Below are 23432 nucleotides of genomic sequence, written 5' to 3'. Positions count from 1 at the left end.
GCCAGGTCGTCATCGCTGCGACTGTAGCGCTCGATCTCAAAGGCCTCGATCAGCCGGTCCTCATCGGACAGTTTGACGGCATCGGCCAGCGGGTCGGTCCGCTGCGATTTGCCGGACTCCACCAGGGCGCCGTGATCGAGATCGAAGTGAATGAATTGCGCGACCGGAAATTCAGCCAGGGTCGCGATCCGCGTCGGGTTGCGCTGCGGCCCCCACACGGCGCTCAGTATCCGGCGACGCACCCGCAGGATAACCTCCATGCCGGTACCGCCCACTCCAATATAGAGGGTCGGACGCAGTTTGACGATTTGCTCCGCCCGCCTCGCGCGCGCCACATTCTCTTGCTCTGCCATGATGCACTCCTATTGTCGTGGATACTGTGTGACTGACTGGTTCACCGGCGCCCGGTCACTAACATCAATATCAAAGCCAACAGGGCCACACCCAAGAAACTGGCGAGGTAGATAGGCGTCACAAAACGGACCTGGTCGACGACCGCCAACACCCCACAGGTCGCCAGGCTGGTCAATAGCACGAACAGCCACCAACCTGCCGCATTGGCAGAACGCGGCGCGACGCGTTTGCCGACCAGCAGATTGGCATAAGCACCCTTCGCAAAGAAAAAGGCGATGACCAGGACGAGCAGAATTCCGCCGCCGATCGCCAGGTCACGCGGCAGCGTATCGGACCGGACGCCATCAATGGACGTCAGGGGTATCGTCGGCGCCGCGGTCGAGCCCGGCGGGTTTGATCCCAGGGCCCCGCCATCGGTCAGGCTTGGTGGCGGCGCGTTGGGGTCGGGGAGTCGAAAGCCTTGTGGCGCCGGTTTCGCTGCCTGCCCTTGATGGCCGGCCATGCTGTCAGGTGTGGTGGTCGTCTGGGCCATGGGATGTCCCCGCGTGAAGAGTTAAGAAAATTGGAACATGAAAAACGTGGTCGGACTAGGTCGATTGGCTGACTTCAACATGGTGCCCTGCCTTTTGGTTCAGAATCGCGACCTTGCTCATCCCACGCCGCACCCTTGCCACTTGATCGCCCCCTGCCGTATACACGGCCTGCGCGCGAAACGGCTTGAGGCGGCAGGTCTGCAAGCGGCCATCGATCTGCAATTGATAGTCGCGCGGCCGGTTGATAAAAAGCAACGCCGAGAGGATCAGTCCAAGCCCCATCAGCAGGCCCAGGCCAATGACAAAGAGGGGATACAGCGGATAACTGATACGAATCACAAACGGGACGCTGACTAGGGATGACAGAGCGGCTTGCGGGGGAGAAAATACTTCGGAAATCGGGTCGCCGGGGAACAGCGTATTCAGGTTTTTCCGAAAGGCCTCAGACAAGACCAGCCGCTGATTGCTCAGTTCCAGTTCGAGCGTACCGTGGATTTCGAAGCGCGTGCCTAACGAACGCAACGCAGTGCTCGACCAGACCGAAGGGATTTGGGCCAGCGGAATGGGTAGGGACACCCTGAGCTCTTTGCGGGCACCGGGCTCCAGCGACGTGATGCGCGACGGCTCGGGGGCCAGCTCAGTCCGTGACGAGGCGACGGCAAAGCGGGCCGCAAGGTCCGCCGATTCGATAATATAGGGATAAAAGAGATTTTCGAGTGATGCCAGAATCTCGACGCTCGGTTGTTGTGTGGAGGCCGCCACATCTAACACCACGGTGCGCTGATCCGCGGCCAGGCCCACAGTGGTTCCAGGCTGGTTCCTGATTTCCTGGGGCAACAGCCGCACGGAATCCCGGTCCAGCGGCTTAAGCCGCGCCGGTTGCTCGGTAAATACCTGCCCGGTCCGTCCACTGTCGATCAGGTAGCGCAGCGCGGCGGCGGCCTCGTTGCCATACGCCAAGGCATAAACCATGAGGCCGCTGGCTTGATACACTCGACCCTTGACTGGCATGCCCAATGGAAAAGCGACGGTGCTGGCGATCGTCGGCTCATTATGCACCAATTCGTAAAACTCACGATTGCGCGCCGCCGTTCCGACATCGTTATTCGGACTGTTCTTGTTGTTAGTGAAAATCCAGATAATACCGGGTCGGCCTTTAAATTGATCGAGAATCGTCTTGGTTATCGCCTCCTGAAAATGGGTATCGGTGAATACCCCAGATTTCGGCTTCTTCGCCACCTTGAGGCCGGCGACGATATCATCTATGCCACCTGGGTCGCCGCTGGAAAAAACCAAGACCGGGGATGTATTGTCGCCCGCTGATTGATTGAATAGCGACACAAAGACCTTATCCTCCGGCCGCGTCACCGTATGGAAAACAGCCAGGATCAGCGGCTTAAACAGCGATTTCGAATCGGTATAAAACGGCTCCATCCAGCCCGAATTCTGGATAAGAAAGGCCTGCTGCACTGCGGCACCGGCAAGCACTGGCGAGACGATCCCGAGCAACAAAAGGAGCAAACTTCGGCGCATGGTGCTCTGGCTCTTGGTCAGCAGGACAGCAGTTTCCAGCCGGGAATAGACTGATCGAAATCCGGGTGATAAAGGTAGAACTCGTTGCGATAAACAAATGAGCGGGTCAGCCAGGGACGCGTCAGTTTCCTCATGAAGAAGTCAATGTCCCCATGCTCCGTAACCAACCGGAACCCCGTGGCATGCTTAATTTTGCTGTTAAACAGGTCGTCAGCGCCCTGATTCCAGGGAATGCGAACGCATAATGCCGACTTATTGGGCGACTCCAGTAGGGGCGCGACAATATGACGCGACGCCGCATCGGTCACCGTCTCTGGGTCGAGCCAGGGATGACTGCGCAGTTGCGTTTCCAGCGCAAAGTTGATCGTGCCCGAACCCAGGCGTGGGGAGGCGGTCTCCTGTCGTTCGGGCGAGGTGCTGGCAAGCGTCAGATATTCATAACGTCCCTGTTGCTGATCGAACCCCAGTTGCCATAGCACCCCGTCCCGCGCACGATAGGGGCTGCCGAACTGGAAACTGGGCTGGAAGCCGGCCGGCCAAGGGATAAATAGGGTGGTCGGTTTATTGGTATTATCTTCAAACTTGAGTATCAGTTGACCGAGGCGGCTGAGCCATATGATTCGGCGGTGGTCGACTAAGGTTACCGTGAAGGGCTCAGCAAGGTAGTAGTGTTTGATTTCGAGTTGATCGACGCGCGTGGGATTCCCGGTATCGACTTGAAGAATCCCACCCTGGTCCGGCCCGGCGATGACCGGGACGAACACGCGCTTGCCATGGAAACATACCGGGGCGCCCATACAACGCCCGGGGAACAGGCGCAGGTCATAGCTCAGGTTGAAGATATTGATGTCGAGCAGCGCCAACCCCCGATCGGTCGGCAGATACAGTAGCTGCTTGGTTGAATCGGGACAGGCCAACCCCCAATAGGTGGTGCTGAGCGTGGACTCGGGCAACAATTGATGCGTCCCGCGCACTTCCACCCAATGCTTCGCGGAATCGCGAAAGACGTAAAGCATTCCTTTGCGTGGCGCAATGGCCAGCAGAGAGGCACGCCGCGCGGCGAGGTTGCCGACGAAAAACTGGTAATCGCCGGGGGGCGGCAGAGGCAGCAGGGTGCCCGGGTCATGCTCAGGTTTCAAGCCTCTTGGTAAACCCAAATTGACATGGGTCTGGCGCAGCCCCGGCATCCCGAACGGGTCGGGTGTATGTCCGCGTCCAAAAGGAGGCAACCAGGTTTCCGGTTTGGACACCAAAGGCTCAGACAGCGGCTTACCCGTAACCGGCGAGTAGCGGAAGACGCCGGGGTAGGCAACGGTGACGTTACCCTCACTGCACAGCCGGGCGCCAGCGAGTTCGGCCGTTTCGGGCGTGCTGTATTGGTCAGCGTCTGCACCTAGACCATTGTAGTGAACCAGCCTGAATTGACCGCTAATGCCGTCTTTGGTCCAGGTCTCACTGTGACCATCAGGATAGTCAAGGTCCCATGTTTCCATTTCTTAACTCTCGCCCCTATTGGTGAGCGTGCGCCAAGGCAAACAACGTCGGTTCGCCGGCGGTCGGCACTCCGATTGTGCGATCGCGATCATTGTATTCCTTGCGGTGGCGCTTGCTCCACCCCACCGGGCGCGCGCCGCGCGCCGCACGAGTGACACGGCCCACGCGAAACCCGGTAACGGTATGCGGTTCAGGGGGTTTCGTCAAGCACACGGCGGCCAGCCCGCGGCCAGGGCCGCAACCTTATGTCGTGGACGGGCCAGCGCGCCACCGACCTGCGGTAGATGACATCTGGGTCAGCGTGCCAACGACCTGGCAACGCGGAACCCGACCGACGCGGCGCGGTCGGTGCTGAAGGCCCGACTGCGGTTGGCGGAGCGCTGGTTCTGGGCATCGTCATACCAGGAACCACCGCGCAGCACACGCCGCCGACCGTCTGAGCAGGCGTTGCGCCAGGAGGAACCGTCTGCCGGGGCACTGGTATAGCTCGCGTGCCAACAGTCCTGCACCCACTCCCAGACGTTCCCTTGCAGGTCGCGCAAGCCCCAAGGGTTGGCGCGATAGCTGCCCACCGGCTGGCTCTTGCCCAACGACACCCCGGTCTTGGCGCCACAGCCTGGATAGGCGACATTGTCGTTGTAGTTGGCTTGGCTGGTACTGATGCAGTTACCGGTACTGAAGGCGGTGACGGTTCCGGCACGGGCAACATATTCCCACTCGGCCTCGGTTGGCAGACGATACGCCTTGCCGGTCTTGTGGCTGAGCCAGGTCACATATTGCTGGGCATCGTCCCAAGAGACGTTGATCACCGGGCGCTTGCCGCGCCCCCAACCCGCGTCGTCGGGTTTCTGACCGCAGCCGCGCTCGGCCACGCAGGTGTCCCATTCGTCAAAGGTAACCTCCTGCCGGCCAAGTTCGAAGGCGGCGACGCGCACGCGATGGGCCGGTTTCTCCCAATAGTCGCACTTACGCTTTTCGCCGGGCTGGCAGCCCATGGAAAAGCTACCGGCCGGGATCGGGACCATGGGGCGGAATTCGAGGTTGGGATACTGGTACCAGCCGCCGAGCCCCAGCAAGCCGAGCCCGAACAGGACCGGCCACAACCAGCGGCGACGCGCTGCCGCGCGAGGCGCAGGTGCGTCCCAGAACAGCGCGTCGGTTTCCTCGTCAACAGGCTCGACGAACTCAGGCTCCGCAACCGGACCGGTGGCCGCGGCGAATGTCGGCATCCGCTGCGCCGGGTCCTCGTCGCGGGGGCGCTCAATCGGATCGGCCGGACCGGCCTGCGGCGGTAATGGTAACGGCTCCGCCACCGGACTCGGCGGCTGCGCCGACACGCCGACAACCGTCTGCTGCTCCCCGCAAAACGGGCAGTACCTGGTCGCCCAACCCAGCGGCGCTTTGCAGTATTTGCAGGCCAACATCAAATCAAACCTGGTCGCTGGCAATCATTGGCACTTCACTTAACCGCATAATCGTGCGTAAGGTCTCGCCCGCAATCGCAGTTGCTCTGGCCAGCAACCAGAAAGGCCCAGCACTTCTTACACAGGGGCTGAGGCGGTTCGCGCCGCGGCGAGATCACCTCCGGCGAAAGCGGTTGGACCGAAGCAATGTGCGGCAACGCAGCGGCACTGGAGGTCGGCAGTGAGAGATTGAGCTCGTGCGCAAGCTGGGCGAGATCGACATCGAGCTTCCTGGCGTACTGCGCAATACAGGCGGACTCGGCCGCATCACAGTTCCCATCGGCATAGGCGATGGCCAGCGCGCCGATGATGACGGTGCGCGCCTCATCACTGCCGGCCTCCACGCCATGGATGGCCTTCACGAGCTTTTCTTCATCGCACAGAAAGGCCGCGATGGCATACTGCTTGAACTTCCCGAGCAAGTCGTCGACCGGAAAGGCGGCGATCACCGGGTTGTCGTGATGGTCCAGCAGAAAGCGTTTGAACCCTTCAGTCTCTGACGGTTCGAAACGGCCGTCTTGCGAGGCGACATCGCCGGCAATGGCGCAGAAGGTTTCGATAAAGTTGGCGTATTTGCCGCGCTTGATGGCGCCCCCCAGATTCTTGAAGGCGTGGCCGATGCCGGAAACAAAATCGATACCGGAATTGACGACGCTCTCGCCTCGTTTTTGCCAATCGGCCATTGCGGTGTGCTCCTGATCAGAGTTTGAATAATGGTGGCGCCGGCGCTCGCGGCGCAGAGCGGCTGACACAGGGATGACACCGCTGGAGCGGTGTCACCAGAAGATGGGCGGCGCGGGCAGTCCGGCCCCGCTCGTTACCGGCTTGCCTTCTACGGGTCGGGCTGCGGACCTAGGGCGAGCCGGAAACCGAAGTACGGGATGCCCCGGCAGCCGGGGGCGTTGCGGCGGCGGAACACGGAGCGGACAAGGCGACCCTCACTGTTCCAGCTACCGCCGCGCAGCACGCTCCTATCGCCCGTGGCATCTTCCCAGGGGCAGCCGTCCGCGGGGGCGCCTCGATAGCCTTCGTGCCAATGGTCCTGCACCCACTCCCAGACGTTTCCGTGCATATCGTAGAGGCCCCAGGGGTTGGGTCGCTTTTCGCCTATCGGGTGGGCCTTGCGTTCAGCGTTTCCACTAAACCAGGCGTAGTCACCCAGGACCTGCTCGTCATCGCCGAATGACCAGGCGGTCTGGGTCCCAGCGCGAGCGGCATATTCCCATTCGGCCTCGCTGGGCAGGCGGTAGGTTCGATTAGTCTGGTCGGTCAACCAGGCACAATAGGCCGCAGCATCATCCCACGAGATATTGATGACCGGGCGCGGGCGATGGCCCCAGCGTTCGCGCCACGGTCGCTCGCGCCACAGTTGCTGGCGCGGGATGGCCACGCAGAATCGATCGTATTCATCGAATGTCACGGGGAAACGGCCGATGGCGAATGGCGCTTTGATGTTCACCGCATGCTGAGGCTTCTCGTCATCGAAGGCCATACTACCCCCTTCCGGCGACCCCATGAGGAAGCGCCCAGGCGGCAGCCAGACCATTTCAGGCCCCTCGCTACCGTCCTTGAGTTGGTCATGGAAGGACGAGAAGGGTTCAGGCAGTGGTGGCGTCTGTCCGGTTGGATTAGACGGGGGCTCGGGTATAGCAACCGGCTCCGGGGTTGGCGCGGGTTCTTCGCGGCGCGGCGCCGCTCCTACGGGATCGGGTTTCGCGGGTTCGCGGGACTCAATCTCAGCGAGGGCCGCCGCGACCGCCAGCTCGATGCGCCGCGCCGGATCTTGTTCCAGATGGCCCTCGATTAATTGAGCCAGGCCCGGTTGGGCCTGTATCGTCTCCGGCACAGGTGTCGGCGTCGGTTCTTTCACCGTAGCAAGCCGCTGAGCCCTGCCGCAAAATGGACAATACTCGACCTCCCAAGCGAGAGACTGATCGCAATGTCTGCATAGCAACATCAACTCACTCCCAGCCTGTAGGTCGGGTTAGCGCAGCGTAACCCGACCATTCGAGGCCGGATGTCGGGTTACGGCGCGCGCCAACCATTGGTCGTTGCCTGAGAGACCGCACCACGCGCGCCTAACCCGACCTTCGGCGGCGCTCCCAGCATCAGTCCTCCTTGGCCATCTCTTTCGCCCGATAGCGGATGGACGACACTAGGGCCAGCAGGATGAAGCCGACGCCGATCAGGCCAGTGATGACCTCGTGAACCTCGTAGACGATCCCGATCAGCATGATGCCGGCCAGCGCGCCGATGGCGTAATGGGCGCCGTGCTCCAGGAAGACATACTCATCCAGGGTGCCCTTGCGCACCAGGTGCACGGTGAGCGAGCGGACAAACATGGCGCCGATGGCCAACCCGAGCATGATTATGACGACATCGCGGGTGATGGCGAAGGCACCGATGACCCCATCGAATGAGAAGGAGGCATCCAGCACTTCCAGGTAGAGGAAGCCGGCGACACCGTTGCGCTTGGCGGCGGCCACGGCCGCATCGCCGTCCTCTTCGCTTTCGAAGAGGCTGTCGATACTGCTCACCGCGATATACAAAATGATGCCGCCGACGCCGGCGATCAGCATCGTCAGGCGCGCCATGGCGTCGAGGTGGAAGAGGTATTGCAGGACGAAGAGGAGCAGGAGCGCGATCATCACCCCAATGGAGTCGAGCTTACCGAGCTTGGCCAGCTGCTCTTCCATCTTCCCCAGCCAGTGGAGTTCCTTGCCCTCGTCGAACAGGAAGGAGAAAAAGACCAGCAGCAGGAACATGCCACCGAAAGCGGCGATGCCGACATGGCTATCGTGCAGGTGCAGGGCATATTCGTCAGGGCGTTGGAGTGCCATCGTGGCGACATCACCCAGACCGAGTCCGGTGGCGATAGCCACGATCACCAATGGAAATAGGAGCCGCATACCAAACACGGCAACGAGTATGCCAACGGTAAGAAATATCTGTTGCCACTTCTCTTCCATGTCCTTGAGCACGCCGGCATTCACCACGGCGTTATCGAAGGAGAGGCTGACCTCCATGATACCGAGTATCAAAGTGAGGGTGATGGCGGCAAGTATGCCTTGGCCGGACTGGGCGCCCCAGTAGCCAGCGCCCGCGAGACAGAGAAGGGTAACGATGAAGGAGAGACGAAAATCTTTCATGAAACTGCTCTAAGTATTTAGACCTAGCGTTTCCTCGCCCCCGGGCACTCAGCCCTGGGGCAAGGAACAGACTCAGCGCATCGGGTCGGCGGGGTACCTCAAAGCACCCCACCGGCGATGAACCGAGGGCGACTGCGCTAGACCCCGTAGTCGCGCACGAGCCCCGCCAGGCCGTCCGCATAACCGGCACCGACGGCCTTGAACTTCCATTCGGCCTCGCGGCGGTAGAGCTCGCCGAACACCAGCGAGGTCTCGGTGGAGAAGTCCTCGCTCAAGTCGAAGCGCATCACCTCGGCACCGGTGGCCTCGTCGACCGCGCGGATATAGGCGTTGGCCACCTGGCCGAAGTTCTGCTTACGGGTATCGGCCTCATAGATGGTGGCCGCAAAGACCACCTTGGCAGACTCGGCCGGCAGCTTGGGTAAATCGACCTCGATCACCTCGTCGTCGCCCTCGCCAGCGCCGGTCCGGTTGTCACCCTGGTGGACCACCGACTTGTCCGGGGTCGCCAGGTTATTGAAGAAAACAAAGTAGGGCTGTGAGAGCACCTTGCCGTTCGCGCCCACGACCACCGCGACGGCGTCGAGGTCGAAGGCGGCGCCATCGGTGCTGCGGGCATCCCAGCCCAGGCCGAAGCGGATCTTGCTGATCCCCGGGGCCTCTTTGGTCAGGGAGACGTTTCCACCCTTGGTCAAGTTGACTGGCATCTGCGAGCGCTCCATTGGATCGGCCGCCGTGCGGCCGTGGTTGCTGGAAAGGCCGGCCGGGTATCGGTCGGGCCAGAGAAAAAGGCTAGACGGCGACGCCGTACTGCCGTGCCATAGGCGCCAGACCGCCGGCATAGCCCTGGCCGATGGCATTGAACTTCCATTCCGCGCCGCTGCGATAGAGCTCCGCGAACACCATCGCGGTCTCGGTGGAGTATTCCTCCCCGAGATCGAAGCGGACCACCTCGGCGCCGGTGTCCTTGTTGAGGAGCCGGATATAGGCGTTGCCCACCTGACCGAAATTCTGCTTACGGGTGTCCGCCTCGTGGATGGTGACTGTGAATACGATCTTGGCGATGTCGGCGGGGACCTTGTCGAGGTAGACATAGATCACCTCGTCGTCGCCTTCGCCGGCCCCGGAGCGATTGTCACCGGTATGCTCGACTGACCCGCACGCCGATTTCAACTGGTTATAGAAGATAAAATCGGCATCGCCCCGGACCTTGCCGGAGGCGGTGACCAGGAAAGCCGAGGCGTCCAGATCGAATTCCGCACCGTCGGTCACCCGCGGGTCCCAACCCAGCCCGACATGCACATTCTTGAGTCCGGGCGCCGCCTTGTCCAGCGACACACGCCCACCCTTTTGCAGCGAAACGGCCATGATCCGTTGCTCCTCTTAACGCGAATGAAGAATGTTCGACGCTGCCGCGCCGGTTTGGTTCAGTGGGCTACTTGCGGCCGGCCTGCCACTGGAAGCCGAAGCGGTACGCTTCGTCCATCTGTGGGTGTGCAGCAAAGTATTCCACGAGTTTGGTGACGCGAATCCGTCCGCCATCGTTCTCCAGCAGCGCAATCGCGCACATGCCCTTGCCGGTCGAGTGCTCGTCGAGCGCGACCACCAATTCGGGCGAACCCGGTGCCTGGACCGTCACAACCGCGTTGGCGGCGGCCCAATGCGGCGCACCATCATAGATGAAGGCATAGATCAGGACCCGCTTGAAGGCCGCCCAGCGATCACCGTTGATCAACAGGGTCTCTCCAGAATCGGACTCGCCGGTACGGTCGTCGCCCAGCAACTTGGCAAAGGGCGCCGCGTCCAGGCGGCCGAAGCGCTCACCCAGGGCCTGAATGACGTCCTTGTCGCCGTCGGCGTGCTCGACCATGCACCCGAGGTCGAGGTCAATACCGCCACTCTTGCCGCCAAACAGACCGCGCTTCACCTGCCCGCGCGTCCAATTGAGGTTGATCTCGATCTGCCCGAACCCCTTGGCTGGCTTCTCCAGCGAGATCGGCTCGCGCTTCTTCAGGTCAATGCGCGACGGTGCAGTCGGCGGCGCGGGCGGACGCTGGGCGGGCGCCGCCGCTGGTGCCGGTGCCGCCTCGCTCACGTCCACACCATAGTTGCGGGCGAGCGGGGCGAGCCCGCCGACAAATCCCTGTCCCAGCGCCCTCAGCTTCCAGGCGCCGTTGCGCAGGTAGAGTTCACCCATGATCAACGCACTCTCGGTCATCCCCGCGGCAACCACCGGGAACTGCAGGTCGACATTGGGGCTGGTGGCGCTCAAGCGCAGCGCCCGAAACTGCGAGAAGGCACGCAGACCGGCCACGCCCGGGTCGATGCTGAGCGCGATCACCACCCGCTCGATCCCCATTGGCACCCGCGCGAGATCGACCTGGAAGGTGGCGGCGACCGGGTCGAGCCGCACCGCGCCCGCGGGATCGCTTGGGTTGCCGTAGAAGACGAACCCACCATCCCCTGACACGCGTCCCGCGGCATTGAGCATAAAGGCGCTCACGTCCAGGCTGGCGGCCTGATTCGGCGGGTCGCAGGTCAGCGCGAGGCGCACCAGGCCCCCACCGACGGGCGCATTCTGACCGGATTGTAGGTCCATCGACACCCCCTTCAGAGATGACGGCTGATCAGTGGCATCAGTTCGTTGAAGGTGCGGCCCATGCCCTTCTCGCCGATGGCCTGCAGGTTCCAGGCACCGTTCTCGCGATACAGCTTGGCCATCACCATGCCGGTATTATTGGCCCCGTCGAGCGACAGGTCGAAGCGCGCCAGCTCCTTGTTTCCCACCCCATCCAGCAAGCGACACAGGGCGTTGGGGATGCCCTCGAAACTGTCATTGAGGAATGAATTCACGGTGAAGACCAAGACATCGACCGTCGGCGGCAACTTGGTCAGTTCAACGCTGATCTGCTCGTTGTCGTCGCTACCGCCACCCGAGCGGTCATCACCGGTGTGACGCACCGCCCCGTCCTGGCTCTTCAGTTGTCGGAACCACACCGTGTCGACCAGTTTCCCGGCCGCGAAAATGAGGCAGGAGGCGTCGAGATCAACCTCAATCTCGGATGCGCCAAAGAATCCCTTCTTCTTGCGCTTGCCCCATCCGAGACCCAGTATGACGCGGGTCAGGCCCGGGCCGCCGGTCTTTTCCAGCGAGATACGATCACCCTTCGAGAGATTCAGTGCCATGACGATACCCATCCGCTGTTAGTGATTGATGATGAAGGCCGCGCAGTCGCGCCAGCCGCTGCGCCTCAGACCGACCCGCCAGAGACCAAAAACCAGGCATCAAGGGTCTTACCAGCCGCTGGAAAACGGACAGGATTAACAGGATTTTTCAGGATTCACAGGATGAAGACGGTGCGCGTCAAATCATCGGGTAATCCTGTAAATCCTGCGAAATCCTGTTAATCCTGTCCATATACTCTCAGGCCGCTCCGGCCATCTGCACCAGCGCCAGCCGCCCGCCCGCCTCCCGCGACAAGAGCAATTGCAGACCGTCGCGCAAGGCCACCCGCTCACCCACCGCGACATCGCGCCCGGCGCTCAGGTCGCGGCACTGCGGAAGTCGCTCGTTGACCAACCACCAGGTGCCTTGTCGAAGCTCAAAATAGCCGACCCGGGCCTGCTGCGCCTGCGTGAGGCGTTCGTTGGGGGCCAGGTAGCGATTCACGTGCCACTCGAACAGTGACTGGCCAGTATACACCATCAGCCGCTGATCATCCGGGCGGAAGCTGTCGCCATGCCGGCTCGAATAGAAATTCAAGAGCGGCAGCGGCCAGGGGTAGGGGGTCCCACAGAAAGGACAGCTCGGCACGCGTCGGTTGTCGAATACAAACCAGCCCTGGATGCACCCGCGATTGGCGCAGGGCAGGCTGAGATCGGCGGTGCGCACCAGGGCAAACTCCCAATCCTCGGCAGAAGGACGTAACCGGGGGTCGTGCAATCCAGCCGTGAAGGCGCGCTCGAAGAGCGGTGTCAGATAGGGGCCGGTCAGCGTGTAAGGCATACGTTGCGTATCGCACCACGGCAGTTCGCTGGGACGCGCATCGGCCACACAGATGCGATTGCTGGGGTCCTGGGGATGCTCAACGAAGAGTGCGCGCTCACCCATCGCCAGGGCCTCGTCGCAGCTCGGGTCCGGGTCGTGGACCTTGCACCCGCGCAGCGGGTGGCGATAGAGCAGATACATATAGATCAGGACCGCCAACGCATGACGGTCGGTCGCGATACTGGGGAGCTTGCGCTCGGGGCTGGCGTGCGGCAGGTGCGCCGTCATCACGACCTCAGGCGCAATAAAATCGGGGGTGCCGACCACGTCCGGCGGATACTTTCCGGGGACCACCAGGCCATCGAGGTCGATGATACAGGCGCTACCGCTGCGGGGATCGACCAGCACATTCTTATAGGACAGATCGCTATGGGCGAGGCCAGCGGCGTGCATCCGCCGGACCGCGCGGGCGATACGCGTGCAGATGAGCAGATAGTTGAGCCAATGACCGCGTTCACGCGGGTCGAGGAAGCGCGCCTGATTGTTGGCGCTCGCGAACCATTTGCCCTCCTTCTCGCGGCCCTTGATGCCAAGCATATCGTTGTTGGCGGAGCCGTATTCGAAGAAAAACTGCGGCGCATAGACCGGGACCACCACGCCGACCCGCCCCTGGTACTCGACGACACCGCTTGGCCAGCAGAGGAGATCCCGCCAATAGTCGCCGCCGACCTGACCGAAGATGCCCGCGCGATAGTCTTCGCAGATGACCCGCAGACGCTCGCGGGTGGCCGCACCCTGGGGTTCGCGGAAGAACCCGATCACATAGGAGCGATCCGGGGAGAAACAGACGTCCTTCATGGCACCAGACCCGATGACGGCGTCCTCGAAGGCCACCGCCTCGCCCTGCCAGGTCTTGAGCTCAATGATGTCATTCATCTGGCGAACCCTACCACAACACCGCCAGGGTGCGGTCGTCGTGATTGCCGCGGCTCCAAAAATTGAGCCAGTCGAGCGCGCGCGCCTGCGGGTCGGCAGCGGCCAGGAGTGGCGCGATCTCCGCCCAGAACCCGGCCCAGGCCGACGACTGCCGCAGCACCACATCGGACGGAAACCAGGGGTCGCTCACCCCGTCGGTCATCAATAGCAGGGCGGTGAAGCCGGGGACGATCCGGACACTCAGGCGCTGCATGATCTGGTCCACATCCACGAATACCGAGCGATCCAGGAACTGGGTCTGACCGGCATAGTCCCCGCCCTGCGGCATCCCCAGCAACTCGACCCCGTGCTCAGTGCTGTAGAGAGCCATGGCGCCGTCACCCACCCAATAGGTGACCACCAGATCGCCGAGCGGGGTGCGGGTATGGGCCGCCAGCAACAGGGTCGTCGCATAGTCACGGGGGTCATTGCACTGGGCGCGCGCCTGGGCCTCGATGGCCTTGGACGACTCGAAGGCGGCGGCGCCTAGGGTGTGATAGGCCGCCGCGCGGGCGGCGCCCGGGTCCTCACCCGCCAGGTCCCGCAACCATGGCCCGGACTGGTCATCGAGCAGCCGCGCACGGGCGACCGCCACCGCCGTGTCGACGGCGATGCGCGAGCCGATGCGCGAGTAGCTCGCGCTCCCCGCGCCGTCGGCAACCGCAATCAGGTTCCACCCATCGGCCGCGGTGACGCAGCAGCCATAGTCGTCGTCGCGCAAGGCCCCGATGTGGGCATGTGAACGCCCGCGTCGACTGGCCAGCAGGACCTGCCGGTCATGGGCCGCGGGGAGGTGCACCGCGGCGGTGTCCGGCTTCCATCCGGCCGCGTCGCGGTCGGACGGCAGGTCCTTCCACAGTGCACGCGGATCGGCGTTGACCACCAGGGTGGCGGTGACCCGGCAGGGCGACCCCTGTGGGTCATCCGCCGCTTGGCACGTGATCGACAGCGGATACTCGCCGGGCCGCGGCGCCGTCCCGGTCAAGAATCCTGACTCATAGGTGACGCCGGCCGCCGCCGGGACCTCGCAGGCAAGGATCTCCATTGCCCGACCGTCGCCCGCGCGCACCCTGACTTGCGCCTGGAACGGCTCGCCCTCGCGGGCGTTGGACTCAATCTCGGTGACCAGACGGGGCGGCACGGGGGCGCTCCTGGGTAACGGCGTGTCGGGGATGCTGCCCGGACGCTGAGCGGCATCGATCGGCGCCGAGATGACCGCGGCGTGTGCAACATCACGGTCGTGCGCGATCGCACTGTCATCCGCGGGGGCGGCGACGATCAGATCGATCAGCCGTCCAGCCGCCGCCAGCGCGTTAGCCAGCGCGGCACCGGTCGGCCAACGGGTGCCGTCCGGCAGGCGCCCCCGCAGTACATCGAGCAGGGTCATGGAGAGATTGGCGCGAGTCTCAACGTCCATGACCTAGCCCTGGCGGCGCTCGACATCGAAGCTCTGATTGGCACTGGGCGCGAACTCCAGGTCCGAATGGCACCAGGGACAGATGGCCTCACCCGGCCCGCGCAGACACATCAGCTTACCGCAGCCGCACAAGGCCACCGTGATCGGGTTGCCGCAATGGGGACACGCGGCGCCACCCATCAGATCGGCGGTATTGGCGCTCCCACCCGCGCCGCTGGAGTCACTCCAGCGGAAATAGTCCTCGGTGAGGGGATAACAACCCGCGATCCGATAGCCGTTGGCATCAATGGAAAAAGCGCCGGTCGAGATGGGCACTGTTTCACGGTCGTACTTGAGCAGATAGGCGCGCCCGGTGGTTTGGCAGCGCCCCACCAGCACCACGCAATCCGGGTCGCTGCCGGGCGCCGGGCCGCTCGTCGTGGTCAGCGGGCGCAGCACGCCCGGGTCCGCCTTGGCCAGGGTCAGACGCCCGCTCCCGGGCTCACCGATGCGTTGACTCTGCGCCGACACCGATTCGGTGAGCCAACGCACGAACACGTCGAACCCCCCAGACGCGGTATCGTCGAATAGCAGAACGTGCTCGGTCAGTGAGCGCAGCGTGGCCTGATCGGCATAGCGCCCGATGGCAACGGCGACGAGATCCACGCGGGCGGCGTAGCGCTCCTGCCAGCGCGCCCGGGCCGCGGCGACCTGATCGGTCGGCTTGCCGTCGGTGAACAAATAGACGATGGGGCGCCAGTCGCCCTTGCGGGTGCTGCTGGGGACCACCACCTGGCGGTCGATCTCATTCATCACGTGATCGAGCGCAACCCCCAGACAGGTGCCGCCGCCCATCGGCAGTATCGGAGCGCGAAACGCGGCCAGGTCCTGGAGCTCGACCAGGGTCTGCGCGATACCGGCAAAGGCAATCACCGAGAGCCAGACGGTGTCGAGCGCCTGGGGATTCGTACGCAAGGTGGACACGATGGTCCCGATCCCCTCCTCCAAGCGGAACAGGTTATCGCCCGCCATCGATTCGGACACATCGAGTACGAGAAAGATGGGGAGACGCCGCATCATGTTGCCCCTGGATGACGCTAGATCGCGATACGCAACTCACTCGGCAGGGCCGGCAGGGCATCCCCCGCGTCGGGTCCGCTACGCCCGCCCGCCGCGATACTGCCGGACACCCACTGAAAAAACTGCGCGAACATCGCCCCGTCGAGGGTGTCGAGTGAGACCACCGTGTCGGTGAGTTCGCGCAGCGCTTCGACCCGCGCCTTGGGCCCGGCGGCGCAGGCCACGATGCGGGCAAAGTCGCGCTGCTTGACGGCCGCCGTGGCCTCTTTGTAGGCCTGGGTGTCAGAGGGCGCACCATCGGTCATCACGAAGACCATGGGACGCCAGTCCCCGTGCTGGGTCTCGCTGCCGCGGCGCACGTCGCGGTCGACCCGCTGCACCAGCAGATCCAGGGCCGCCCCGAGAAAGGTCGCCCCCGAACTGGGTACCTCGATCTCGGGGATGCGCACCGCATCCAGCGGGGTCAGCGGAAATAACTCGCGTGCCTCCAGATCGAAGGTGATGAGCGACAGGTGGACCGTGTCCAGCGCGAAGGGGTCGCGCCGCAACGCCTGCTCCATCGCCTTGAGCCCGACATTGAGCGAGTGTATGGGCTCCCCACGCATCGAACCCGAGGTATCGACGAGGATATAGACAGGCAGACGACGCTCGCTCATCCGATTCAGCCCCCGCAACGTTGATCGGCGGGGGGACGATGCCCCTCGGCCGCCGATGACCTAACGCATTATTCTAATAATCTTATTTTTTCAAACCTGGCGCTGCCGACGTGGTCGGCAGAAACTCGCTCGGCTCGAGCCCGAGCTCATGGCAAATCCGGGTCACGGCAGCACGCTCGGCCTCGTCGAAATTGCCGTCGGCCCCGGCGATGACACAGCAGGCGCGCACCAGCAGGCGGGCCTCCGCGGGCTTGCCCTTGATCCCGGCGACCACGCTCAGCGCCTCGGCCTCGCCGATCTGGGAATCGAATTCGTATTTGGCGCAATGGCCATCGAAGCTCTTGATGACATCCGCCGTGTCATAGAGCGACAGGACGTCTGAGGTCTTCATAAAGGCCATCATCTTGCGCTTTTCTTCGGCGCTGACGTCCCCATCAGCGTTCGCGATGATCGCGCAGCCGGCAGTACAGGCATTCATAAACGTCTTGCTGCGGAAGCGGGCCGCTTCGTCCTTGAGATTGGAGCCCATTTCTTTCAACTTATCGAACATACCTTGCAGCATGGATGACACCTTGGTTAAATGACGGAAGAGACCCTGAGTCACATTCCCAGGGTCAGCGCAAACAACAAGGTATTCTGTCCACCGGCAGGCCGTCAAGGCCGCAGGCGTGACAGTTTTGTCACCGAACCGGCCAGCGGACGGTCACAAGCACGCTTCACAGGACGGCGCGAAACGCTCCGTGCCCGCCTCCCAGCAGCCCGCGTTGGCATGGCAGTCACTCAATCTTTTGTGTATCGACGCGCCGGGGCGAGGCGCCGGCAGTCGCCCGCCGATCGCGTTATCGCGCGTCGTCCACCGTTTCATCTCGACCCAAGGGGCCAGATCGATGCACTACGCATTCACCATCCCCGGCGGCACCCTGCGCATCACCACGCAGCGTGAGGAGCTGCCGCTGACGGACCTGCTCGGATTCGCCGCCCGCGCCAACCCGCGCCGCCCCTTTTTGTTCGTATCCAAGGTCTTGGGGCGCCATATCCCGTGCCGACCGCGACTTATGCGTGACACCTACCGCCGACTCGCCGCCCCGCTCCTGGATGCCCCTGGCCCGGTGTGGGTGATCGGCCTGGCGGAGACGGCCACCGGGTTGGGCGCCGGCGTCGCCGACAGTCTGGCCCGCACGAGCGGTCGCACCGACATCGGCTTCCAACACACGACCCGCCGGCCACTCGCCGCGCCGCCCATGCTGACCTTTGAGGAGGCCCACTCACACGCCCCCACCCACCTGCTGCACCGCCCGCAGCCGGCACTGGCGGACCACTTTAGCGGCGCGCGCACCCTGGTCATCGTCGACGACGAGGTCTCGACCGGGCAGTCAGTCAGGCGGCTCGCCGAACAGATTGGGCCCTGGACGCCCAAACTCGAGTCGATCGTGCTGGTCAGCCTGGTCAACTGGCTGGGTGCCGAGCAGCGCGGGCAGCTCGCCCGCGCCCTTGGCGGCACCTGCCGGATCAGCTGGTGCAGCCTGCTCGATGGCCAATTCGCCTTCGAGCTGGACGCCGGGGCCGTCACCGGCGCGCTCCCCACCAACGTCGAGGCAAGCGGGCCAGGCTGGGTGGCACGCGAGGACCTGGGTCGGCGCGGCCTGCACCTACCCCCGGGCGGGTCGCGCGCCCCGATCCTCACCCTGGACGACACCGACCGGGCCTTGGCCGTCATCGGCACGGGTGAGTGCGCCTTCGCGCCCTTCTTGGCCGCCGAGGCCTTGGAACTTGCGGGCCAGGACGTCACTTTTCAAACGACGTCGCGCTCGCCGGTGCTGCTTGGCGGGGCGATCACCCGGACCTGCGGCTGCCCCGACCCCTACGGCGAAGGCGTGGGCTATTACCTGCACAACCCACCCGGGACTGACCGTCTCGCGCTCGCACTCTACGAGGACGCGCGCGCCTGCGACGCCCCGCACCCGGGGCTCGCTTGGCAACGCCTGCCGATCCCCGGCGCCCCGGAGGCCCCAACATGACCCGCGCCATCACCGTCTTCACCGACCTGGACGACACCCTGTTTCAAACGCAGGCGAAGGCCCGCGCCCTGGCCGACGGCACCGGCAACAGCGGCGCGGACGCGCTAACCGAGGCGGCCTATGACCGGGACGGCGCGCCGCTCTCCTTCCACACCCCGGCGCAGCTGGCGCTGCTGGACCTGCTGCACGGCTGCGAGGTCATTCCGGTGACCGGACGCAACCGCACCGCCCTGGATCGCGTGGTGAGCCCGGTCTTTCGCGCCTGCCGGATCACCAGTCACGGCGCCGTGCTCTACGGACCGGACGGCGAGGTTCTGCCCTCCTGGCGCGGCCCCTTGGCGGCCGGGGCCGAGGCGTTCGGGCCCGCGATGCAGGAGCTCTCCGCGGCCGTGCAGGACCTGATCGAACGCGCCCGGCTCGCGGCCCGGGTGCGGGTGATCGAGGACGCCGGGGTGCCGGTCTATGTCTCGATCAAGGGGGATGAGGCGGCCTTGGACCGGGCGGAGCAGCTGGTGCTTGAGCAGGGCGCCGAGCGCTGGCGGCTGCATCGCAACGGGCGCAACCTCGCCGCCCTGCCACCCTTTGCCGACAAGCGCGCCGCGGTGGCGCACCTGATGGCGATCAAGCGCGCGCAGGACCCGACCCGGACCTTCCTCGGACTCGGTGACAGCGTCTCCGATCTGGGGTTCATGATGCTCTGCGACTTCGCGCTGGTGCCGAGCGGGACCCAGATCCACCAGGAATGCTGGTCATGAACTCGGGCGCCCAGTCATTCACGCAGGCCCCCTTCAGCGGCAGCTACGCGCTCGCGGACTGTCAGTTCCTGCTCAAGCCGATCCAGCTCGACCCCACCCCGGTGGACCTCAAGGAGCGGATGATCCAGGACGCCACCCGCCATTACTCAGAGATGCTGGCCCCCGAATCACTGCCGCCGCCGGCCTATCTGGAGCTCTTTTGCACGCTTACCGACACCCATGCCGAGCGCCTGGGGCGCGATTGCCTGTCGCTCGCCACCCACATCGCCAACACCCGGGTCGCGCCCATCACGGTGGTGTCGCTCGCCCGGGCGGGCACCCCGATTGGGGCACTCCTGACCCGCGCGCTGACCACGCACCTGGGAGTCGCCGCGCGTCACTATTCGATCTCGATCATCCGCGACCGCGGCATCGACACCAATGCACTACGCTATCTGCTGCGCCGCGCCGACCGCCCGGCGGCCGGGGTGGTGTTCGTCGACGGCTGGACCGCCAAGGGGGTCATCACGGCGGAACTCAAAGCCGCAGTCGCGCAGTGGAACCGCACCGAGCCGGAGCAACTCGACGACCGGCTCTATGTCGTGAGCGACATCGGCGGCGTGGCTGACGTGGCCGCCAGCTACGACGACTATGCGATTCCATCCGGCATCCTCAACGCGACCGTCTCCGGCCTGGTGTCCCGCTCGGTGCTCAACCACCAGATCGGGGCGGACGATTTCCACGGCTGCGTGCTCTACGAGGCGTTCGCCGCGGCGGACCGCTCGACCTGGTTCCTCGACCGGATCGCCGCAACCTTCGACGGCGTCCAGGCGCAGGAGATCCGGGTCGACGAACGGGAGGCGCGCGCATGCCAGACCCGCGACTGGCTCCACGACTGCATGGCGCACCACGGCATCGTCGATCAGAATCTGGTCAAGCCCGGGGTCGCCGAGGCGACCCGGGTCCTCTTGCGCCGGGTGCCGGAACAACTGCTGCTGCGCCACCGCGACGATCCCGACGTGCGCCACCTGATCGCGTTGGCGGAGTCCCGCGGGGTTCCGATCGGCATCGAGGCCAGGATGCCGTTCCGGGCCGCCGCGCTCATCCATTCCCACCGTGGCGCCACCGGCGCCGGTCCAGTCAGGAGTAACGAACCTTGAGTACCGACTCGCTGCGCCAGACCGACCCCGCCCTCGGGGACCTCCCGCCGACCTACCTGCGGCTCGGGGCCTCGCTCTACATGCCCGCCACGCGCGCCGACCTGCCGAGCCTGCTCAATGGGCACAAGTTCCCCGCGCTGCGCTCACTCGTGGTCTGCACCGAGGATTCCGTACACGAGCGCGACCTGGCACGCGCCCTGGCCAACCTGCGGACGGCCCTGAGCCATCTGGAGCCGACGGGGCCACTGCGCTTTCTGCGCCCGCGTAACCCCGAGATCCTGGCCGAGATGGTCAGGATGCGCGGGATCGAGCGGGTGGATGGGGTGTGCCTGCCGAAGCTCGACGAGCACAACCTGGGCGACTATCTGGACGCGCTGGCCCCGGCCGGACACCTCACGATCATGCCGATTGTCGAGACCGAGGTTGCGTTCTGCCGCGATCGCCTGCGCCGGCTGCGCGTGCGGCTCGACCAAGTGCGTGAGCGCGTGACCTGTGTACGCATCGGCGGCAACGACCTGCTGCACCTGCTCGGCATCCGACGGCCGAAGGAGCTGACGGCCTATGACACGCCGCTGCGCCGCGTGATCGATGACCTGATCATCGAGTTTCGCGGTCAGGGCTACGACCTGTCGGCGCCGGTCTTCGAGCACCTGGATTGCCCCCAGGTCCTGGCCCGCGAGCTGGAACTGGACCTGATCCACGGGCTGATGGCGAAGACCGCGATCCACCCCACCCAGGTCGGCCCGATCGAGGCTGCCTATGCGGTACCGCCGAGCGAGGCCGCATTGGCACGCGCGGTCCTGGCCCCGGACGCGGTCGGCGTGTTTCGTCTGAACGGCCAGATGGCCGAGCCGACCACCCACAGCCATTGGGCAACGCGCACCCTCGCCCGCCTGGACGCCTACGGGCTGCGGTCCGACCGCGCCGAGGCCTGAGATTGGAACCCATGACGCCTCCCTCACCACTGCTCTGGTACAACAGCGGACTGTCGAACACCTATGACGCCGTGAGGCTGAGCCGCGAGGCCGCCGGCGGCACCCTACGGGTACTGGCGAGTCACACCGAACCGCAGGCCCCGGTGCTGGCGGCGGCCGACCTGGCCTTGGTCGAGCCCGCCGGGACCTGTAGCGATGCCGACTATGTCGAGTGGTGTCTCGGGGTATGCCGCCGCTACGAGGTACAACTCTTTATCCCCAGCCGCCGCGCCCGCGCGCTGGCCGCGGCTGGCGCGGCCTTCGCCGCGGTGGGTACGCGCATCCAGGTCTTTACGCCGGCGACGCTGGCCCTGTTCGAACACAAGGACGCGCTCTACCGGGACCTGGTGGGGACGCCGATCCCGCTCCCGGAGTACCGGGTGGTCGATTCGTTGGCCGCCTTCGACGACGCCTACGCGGCCCTGCGCACGCACCACCCGCGCCTGTGCGTGAAGCCGACCGTGGGCATCTACGGGGCCGGCTTTCGCATCCTGAGTGAGACCGCCGACGATTACGACACCCTGCTCGGTGTGGAGCCGGGCGTCATCTCGCTCCACGCCTACCGCTGCGCACTGGAACGGACGCGGCGCCGCTTTGAACTCCTGCTGATGCCCTTCCTGCCCGACACCGAGCGCTCGGTGGACTGCCTGGCGGTCAACGGGCGGCTGGTCGCCGCGGTAGCGCGGGCCAAGAAGGGACGCCACCAAGTGCTGGAAACGGCGGGTGCCGCCGTCGACTATGCGCGGCTACTCACCGAGCGCTATGGCCTGGACGGCATCTTCAATTGCCAGTTCAAGGACCAGCATGCGATTCCGCACCTGCTGGAGATCAATGCGCGGATGTCGGGCGGGCTGCTCTATGCCTGCCAGTCGGGGATCAATTTTCCGTATTGGAATGCCGCCATCGCACTCGGATTGGTCGAGCCGTCGGCAGTTCCGCCGCCGACTGGGGGGGTTGCGATTGCGCCGGTTCAAGGTGTAGTGTCGGTGTGTACCGATCAATGGCCAACGGAACCAGCCCTTTAAACCGTAGCGTCCGTTGCGCGGACCGACGGCGGCGCTCGTGACACCGCTCCAGCGGCGTCACGCATGTGTCAGGCGCTCGGCGCCGGGAGCGCCGGTGGCCACAATTGTGATCAAGCCCGCCGCGCGGGTTTTGATCGTCATTGCGGCCAGGCGATCGGTCCGCACAGCGGACCCTTAAGGCTTGCACCGCGCCCGTAGGGTCCGCTGCGCGGGCCAACGAGCGGTGGCCGGGATATGACCAAGGCCGCCGCGGACCTTGACCATAAGCCCGGCCAAGACCGCGCGGTTTGCGTTGGAGAGATACCCTGAAGTCGCTGACAGGACTTTTCTAGTCTGCCGGAGCTTTGCGCGGGTGGCCGGTTTTGTACCCAAGGCCGGGCAAAGACTCGACTCGGAGGGCTACCCGCAGGTCCCGCAGCAATCGCTCTGGCGAACAACCCGAACATTTCGACTTCGACCATGAGCGGCCGCAATGGCAAAAGCGTGGCCGTTAGTCGACCTCGACTTTGGCCTTTTCAGGGAGTCGAGGCCAGTTGATTCAGCACGCGTTGCCAATCCTGGCGGGAAATGACGAAGGAGTCCGGGTCTGCGGTTGATGTGACGAAATTCGCCTCGGCCCAACTGGTGCGGCGCACCAGGGCCAGGCAATCGGAGAAGGTCGCATGCGGCTTGAGGTACCAAGCGGTAGAACGCGCCAGCACGGGCCACGGATCGCGCCAGCGATACACCATCAGGCACACCAGGGAGCAGAGCGCCAGCAGCACGGGCGTGGTACGGGCGATGGCCAGGGCGGACCACTGGCGCTGGGTCTCCACGCCGAGGTGACGGCGGGTTTCCTCGAAGGTCACCTCCAGCGACCAGCGCCAGACGAACAGCTCGACCACGCGGGCCGGGGTCATG

The 23432-nt window shown here is 64.5% G+C and carries 23 protein-coding genes; 5 read left to right on the top strand and 18 right to left on the bottom strand.

From position 1 onward, the window contains the following. The 17 genes from QZY44_RS26170 to QZY44_RS26090 form a co-directional block, all read right to left on the bottom strand. The coding region (locus QZY44_RS26170; protein ID WP_295455048.1) for a tubulin-like doman-containing protein at positions 1-353 on the bottom strand (353 nt) is incomplete at its 3' end. Between the two features lie 41 nt (positions 354-394). Then, complete coding sequence (locus QZY44_RS26165; protein WP_295455047.1) at positions 395-886, bottom strand: hypothetical protein; 492 nt, start codon at positions 884-886, stop codon at positions 395-397. A 55-nt stretch (positions 887-941) separates the two neighbouring features. Further along, complete coding sequence (locus tag QZY44_RS26160; RefSeq protein ID WP_295455045.1) at positions 942-2420, bottom strand: hypothetical protein; 1479 nt, start codon at positions 2418-2420, stop codon at positions 942-944. Positions 2421-2437: 17 nt separating this feature from the next. Then, a complete protein-coding gene (locus QZY44_RS26155; RefSeq protein WP_295455043.1) occupies positions 2438-3913 on the bottom strand; it encodes a hypothetical protein in 1476 nt (491 codons plus the stop codon). A 297-nt stretch (positions 3914-4210) separates the two neighbouring features. Further along, on the bottom strand, positions 4211-5338 hold the full coding sequence (locus tag QZY44_RS26150; protein ID WP_295455041.1) for a formylglycine-generating enzyme family protein: 1128 nt from the start codon (positions 5336-5338) through the stop codon (positions 4211-4213). Between the two features lie 35 nt (positions 5339-5373). Continuing rightward, positions 5374-6060, bottom strand: coding sequence for a TerB family tellurite resistance protein (locus tag QZY44_RS26145; RefSeq protein ID WP_295455039.1), 687 nt, complete (start codon positions 6058-6060; stop codon positions 5374-5376). A gap of 149 nt (positions 6061-6209) precedes the next feature. After that, complete coding sequence (locus tag QZY44_RS26140; RefSeq protein ID WP_295455036.1) at positions 6210-7247, bottom strand: formylglycine-generating enzyme family protein; 1038 nt, start codon at positions 7245-7247, stop codon at positions 6210-6212. A 238-nt stretch (positions 7248-7485) separates the two neighbouring features. Then, on the bottom strand, positions 7486-8526 hold the full coding sequence (locus QZY44_RS26135; RefSeq protein WP_295455034.1) for a DUF475 domain-containing protein: 1041 nt from the start codon (positions 8524-8526) through the stop codon (positions 7486-7488). A 137-nt stretch (positions 8527-8663) separates the two neighbouring features. Beyond that, positions 8664-9233: a TerD family protein gene (locus tag QZY44_RS26130; protein ID WP_295455032.1), complete on the bottom strand. Its 570-nt coding sequence runs from the start codon at positions 9231-9233 to the stop codon at positions 8664-8666. Positions 9234-9318: 85 nt separating this feature from the next. After that, positions 9319-9894: a TerD family protein gene (locus tag QZY44_RS26125; protein ID WP_295455030.1), complete on the bottom strand. Its 576-nt coding sequence runs from the start codon at positions 9892-9894 to the stop codon at positions 9319-9321. 67 nt (positions 9895-9961) lie between these two features. Further along, positions 9962-11125, bottom strand: coding sequence for a TerD family protein (locus QZY44_RS26120; RefSeq protein ID WP_295455026.1), 1164 nt, complete (start codon positions 11123-11125; stop codon positions 9962-9964). 11 nt (positions 11126-11136) lie between these two features. Further along, positions 11137-11712, bottom strand: coding sequence for a TerD family protein (locus QZY44_RS26115; RefSeq protein ID WP_295455023.1), 576 nt, complete (start codon positions 11710-11712; stop codon positions 11137-11139). Between the two features lie 238 nt (positions 11713-11950). Beyond that, positions 11951-13450: a lipopolysaccharide kinase InaA family protein gene (locus QZY44_RS26110; RefSeq protein ID WP_295455021.1), complete on the bottom strand. Its 1500-nt coding sequence runs from the start codon at positions 13448-13450 to the stop codon at positions 11951-11953. A gap of 10 nt (positions 13451-13460) precedes the next feature. After that, positions 13461-14906 (bottom strand): PP2C family serine/threonine-protein phosphatase, encoded by a 1446-nt coding sequence (locus QZY44_RS26105; protein WP_295455019.1) that lies wholly within the window; start codon positions 14904-14906, stop codon positions 13461-13463. Positions 14907-14909: 3 nt separating this feature from the next. Further along, positions 14910-15962 (bottom strand): TerY-C metal binding domain-containing protein, encoded by a 1053-nt coding sequence (locus tag QZY44_RS26100; protein ID WP_295455016.1) that lies wholly within the window; start codon positions 15960-15962, stop codon positions 14910-14912. 20 nt (positions 15963-15982) lie between these two features. Beyond that, the gene (locus QZY44_RS26095; protein ID WP_295455014.1) at positions 15983-16621 is read right to left on the bottom strand and encodes a VWA domain-containing protein; all 639 of its coding nucleotides are present in this window, start codon (positions 16619-16621) and stop codon (positions 15983-15985) included. Between the two features lie 82 nt (positions 16622-16703). Continuing rightward, on the bottom strand, positions 16704-17183 hold the full coding sequence (locus QZY44_RS26090; protein WP_295455012.1) for a tellurite resistance TerB family protein: 480 nt from the start codon (positions 17181-17183) through the stop codon (positions 16704-16706). Between the two features lie 325 nt (positions 17184-17508). On the opposite strand from QZY44_RS26090, the gene QZY44_RS26085 reads away from it, so the two are divergent. From QZY44_RS26085 to QZY44_RS26065, 5 genes are read left to right on the top strand one after another with little or no spacing between them, the layout of a single operon-like run. Then, the gene (locus tag QZY44_RS26085; protein ID WP_295455011.1) at positions 17509-18639 is read left to right on the top strand and encodes a phosphoribosyltransferase domain-containing protein; all 1131 of its coding nucleotides are present in this window, start codon (positions 17509-17511) and stop codon (positions 18637-18639) included. Next, positions 18636-19394 (top strand): hypothetical protein, encoded by a 759-nt coding sequence (locus QZY44_RS26080; RefSeq protein ID WP_295455010.1) that lies wholly within the window; start codon positions 18636-18638, stop codon positions 19392-19394. Before QZY44_RS26085 ends, QZY44_RS26080 begins: the two co-directional genes overlap by 4 nt. Beyond that, positions 19391-20533 (top strand): cysteine protease StiP family protein, encoded by a 1143-nt coding sequence (locus QZY44_RS26075; RefSeq protein WP_295455009.1) that lies wholly within the window; start codon positions 19391-19393, stop codon positions 20531-20533. The genes QZY44_RS26080 and QZY44_RS26075 overlap by 4 nt, the downstream gene beginning before the upstream one ends. Next, positions 20530-21468 (top strand): HpcH/HpaI aldolase/citrate lyase family protein, encoded by a 939-nt coding sequence (locus QZY44_RS26070; protein WP_295455008.1) that lies wholly within the window; start codon positions 20530-20532, stop codon positions 21466-21468. Before QZY44_RS26075 ends, QZY44_RS26070 begins: the two co-directional genes overlap by 4 nt. An 11-nt stretch (positions 21469-21479) precedes the next feature. After that, complete coding sequence (locus tag QZY44_RS26065) at positions 21480-22532, top strand: ATP-grasp domain-containing protein (protein WP_295455007.1); 1053 nt, start codon at positions 21480-21482, stop codon at positions 22530-22532. Between the two features lie 515 nt (positions 22533-23047). On the opposite strand, the gene QZY44_RS26060 is transcribed toward QZY44_RS26065, so the two are convergent. After that, the coding region (locus QZY44_RS26060) for a hypothetical protein (RefSeq protein WP_295455006.1) at positions 23048-23432 on the bottom strand (385 nt) is incomplete at its 5' end.

Origin of the sequence: uncultured Thiodictyon sp. (genome assembly GCA_903837595.1) — a bacterium.
GTDB lineage: Bacteria > Pseudomonadota > Gammaproteobacteria > Chromatiales > Chromatiaceae > Thiodictyon.
Note: the sequence above shows the minus strand (reverse complement) of the source record. Positions and strands in the feature narration are given on the sequence as shown.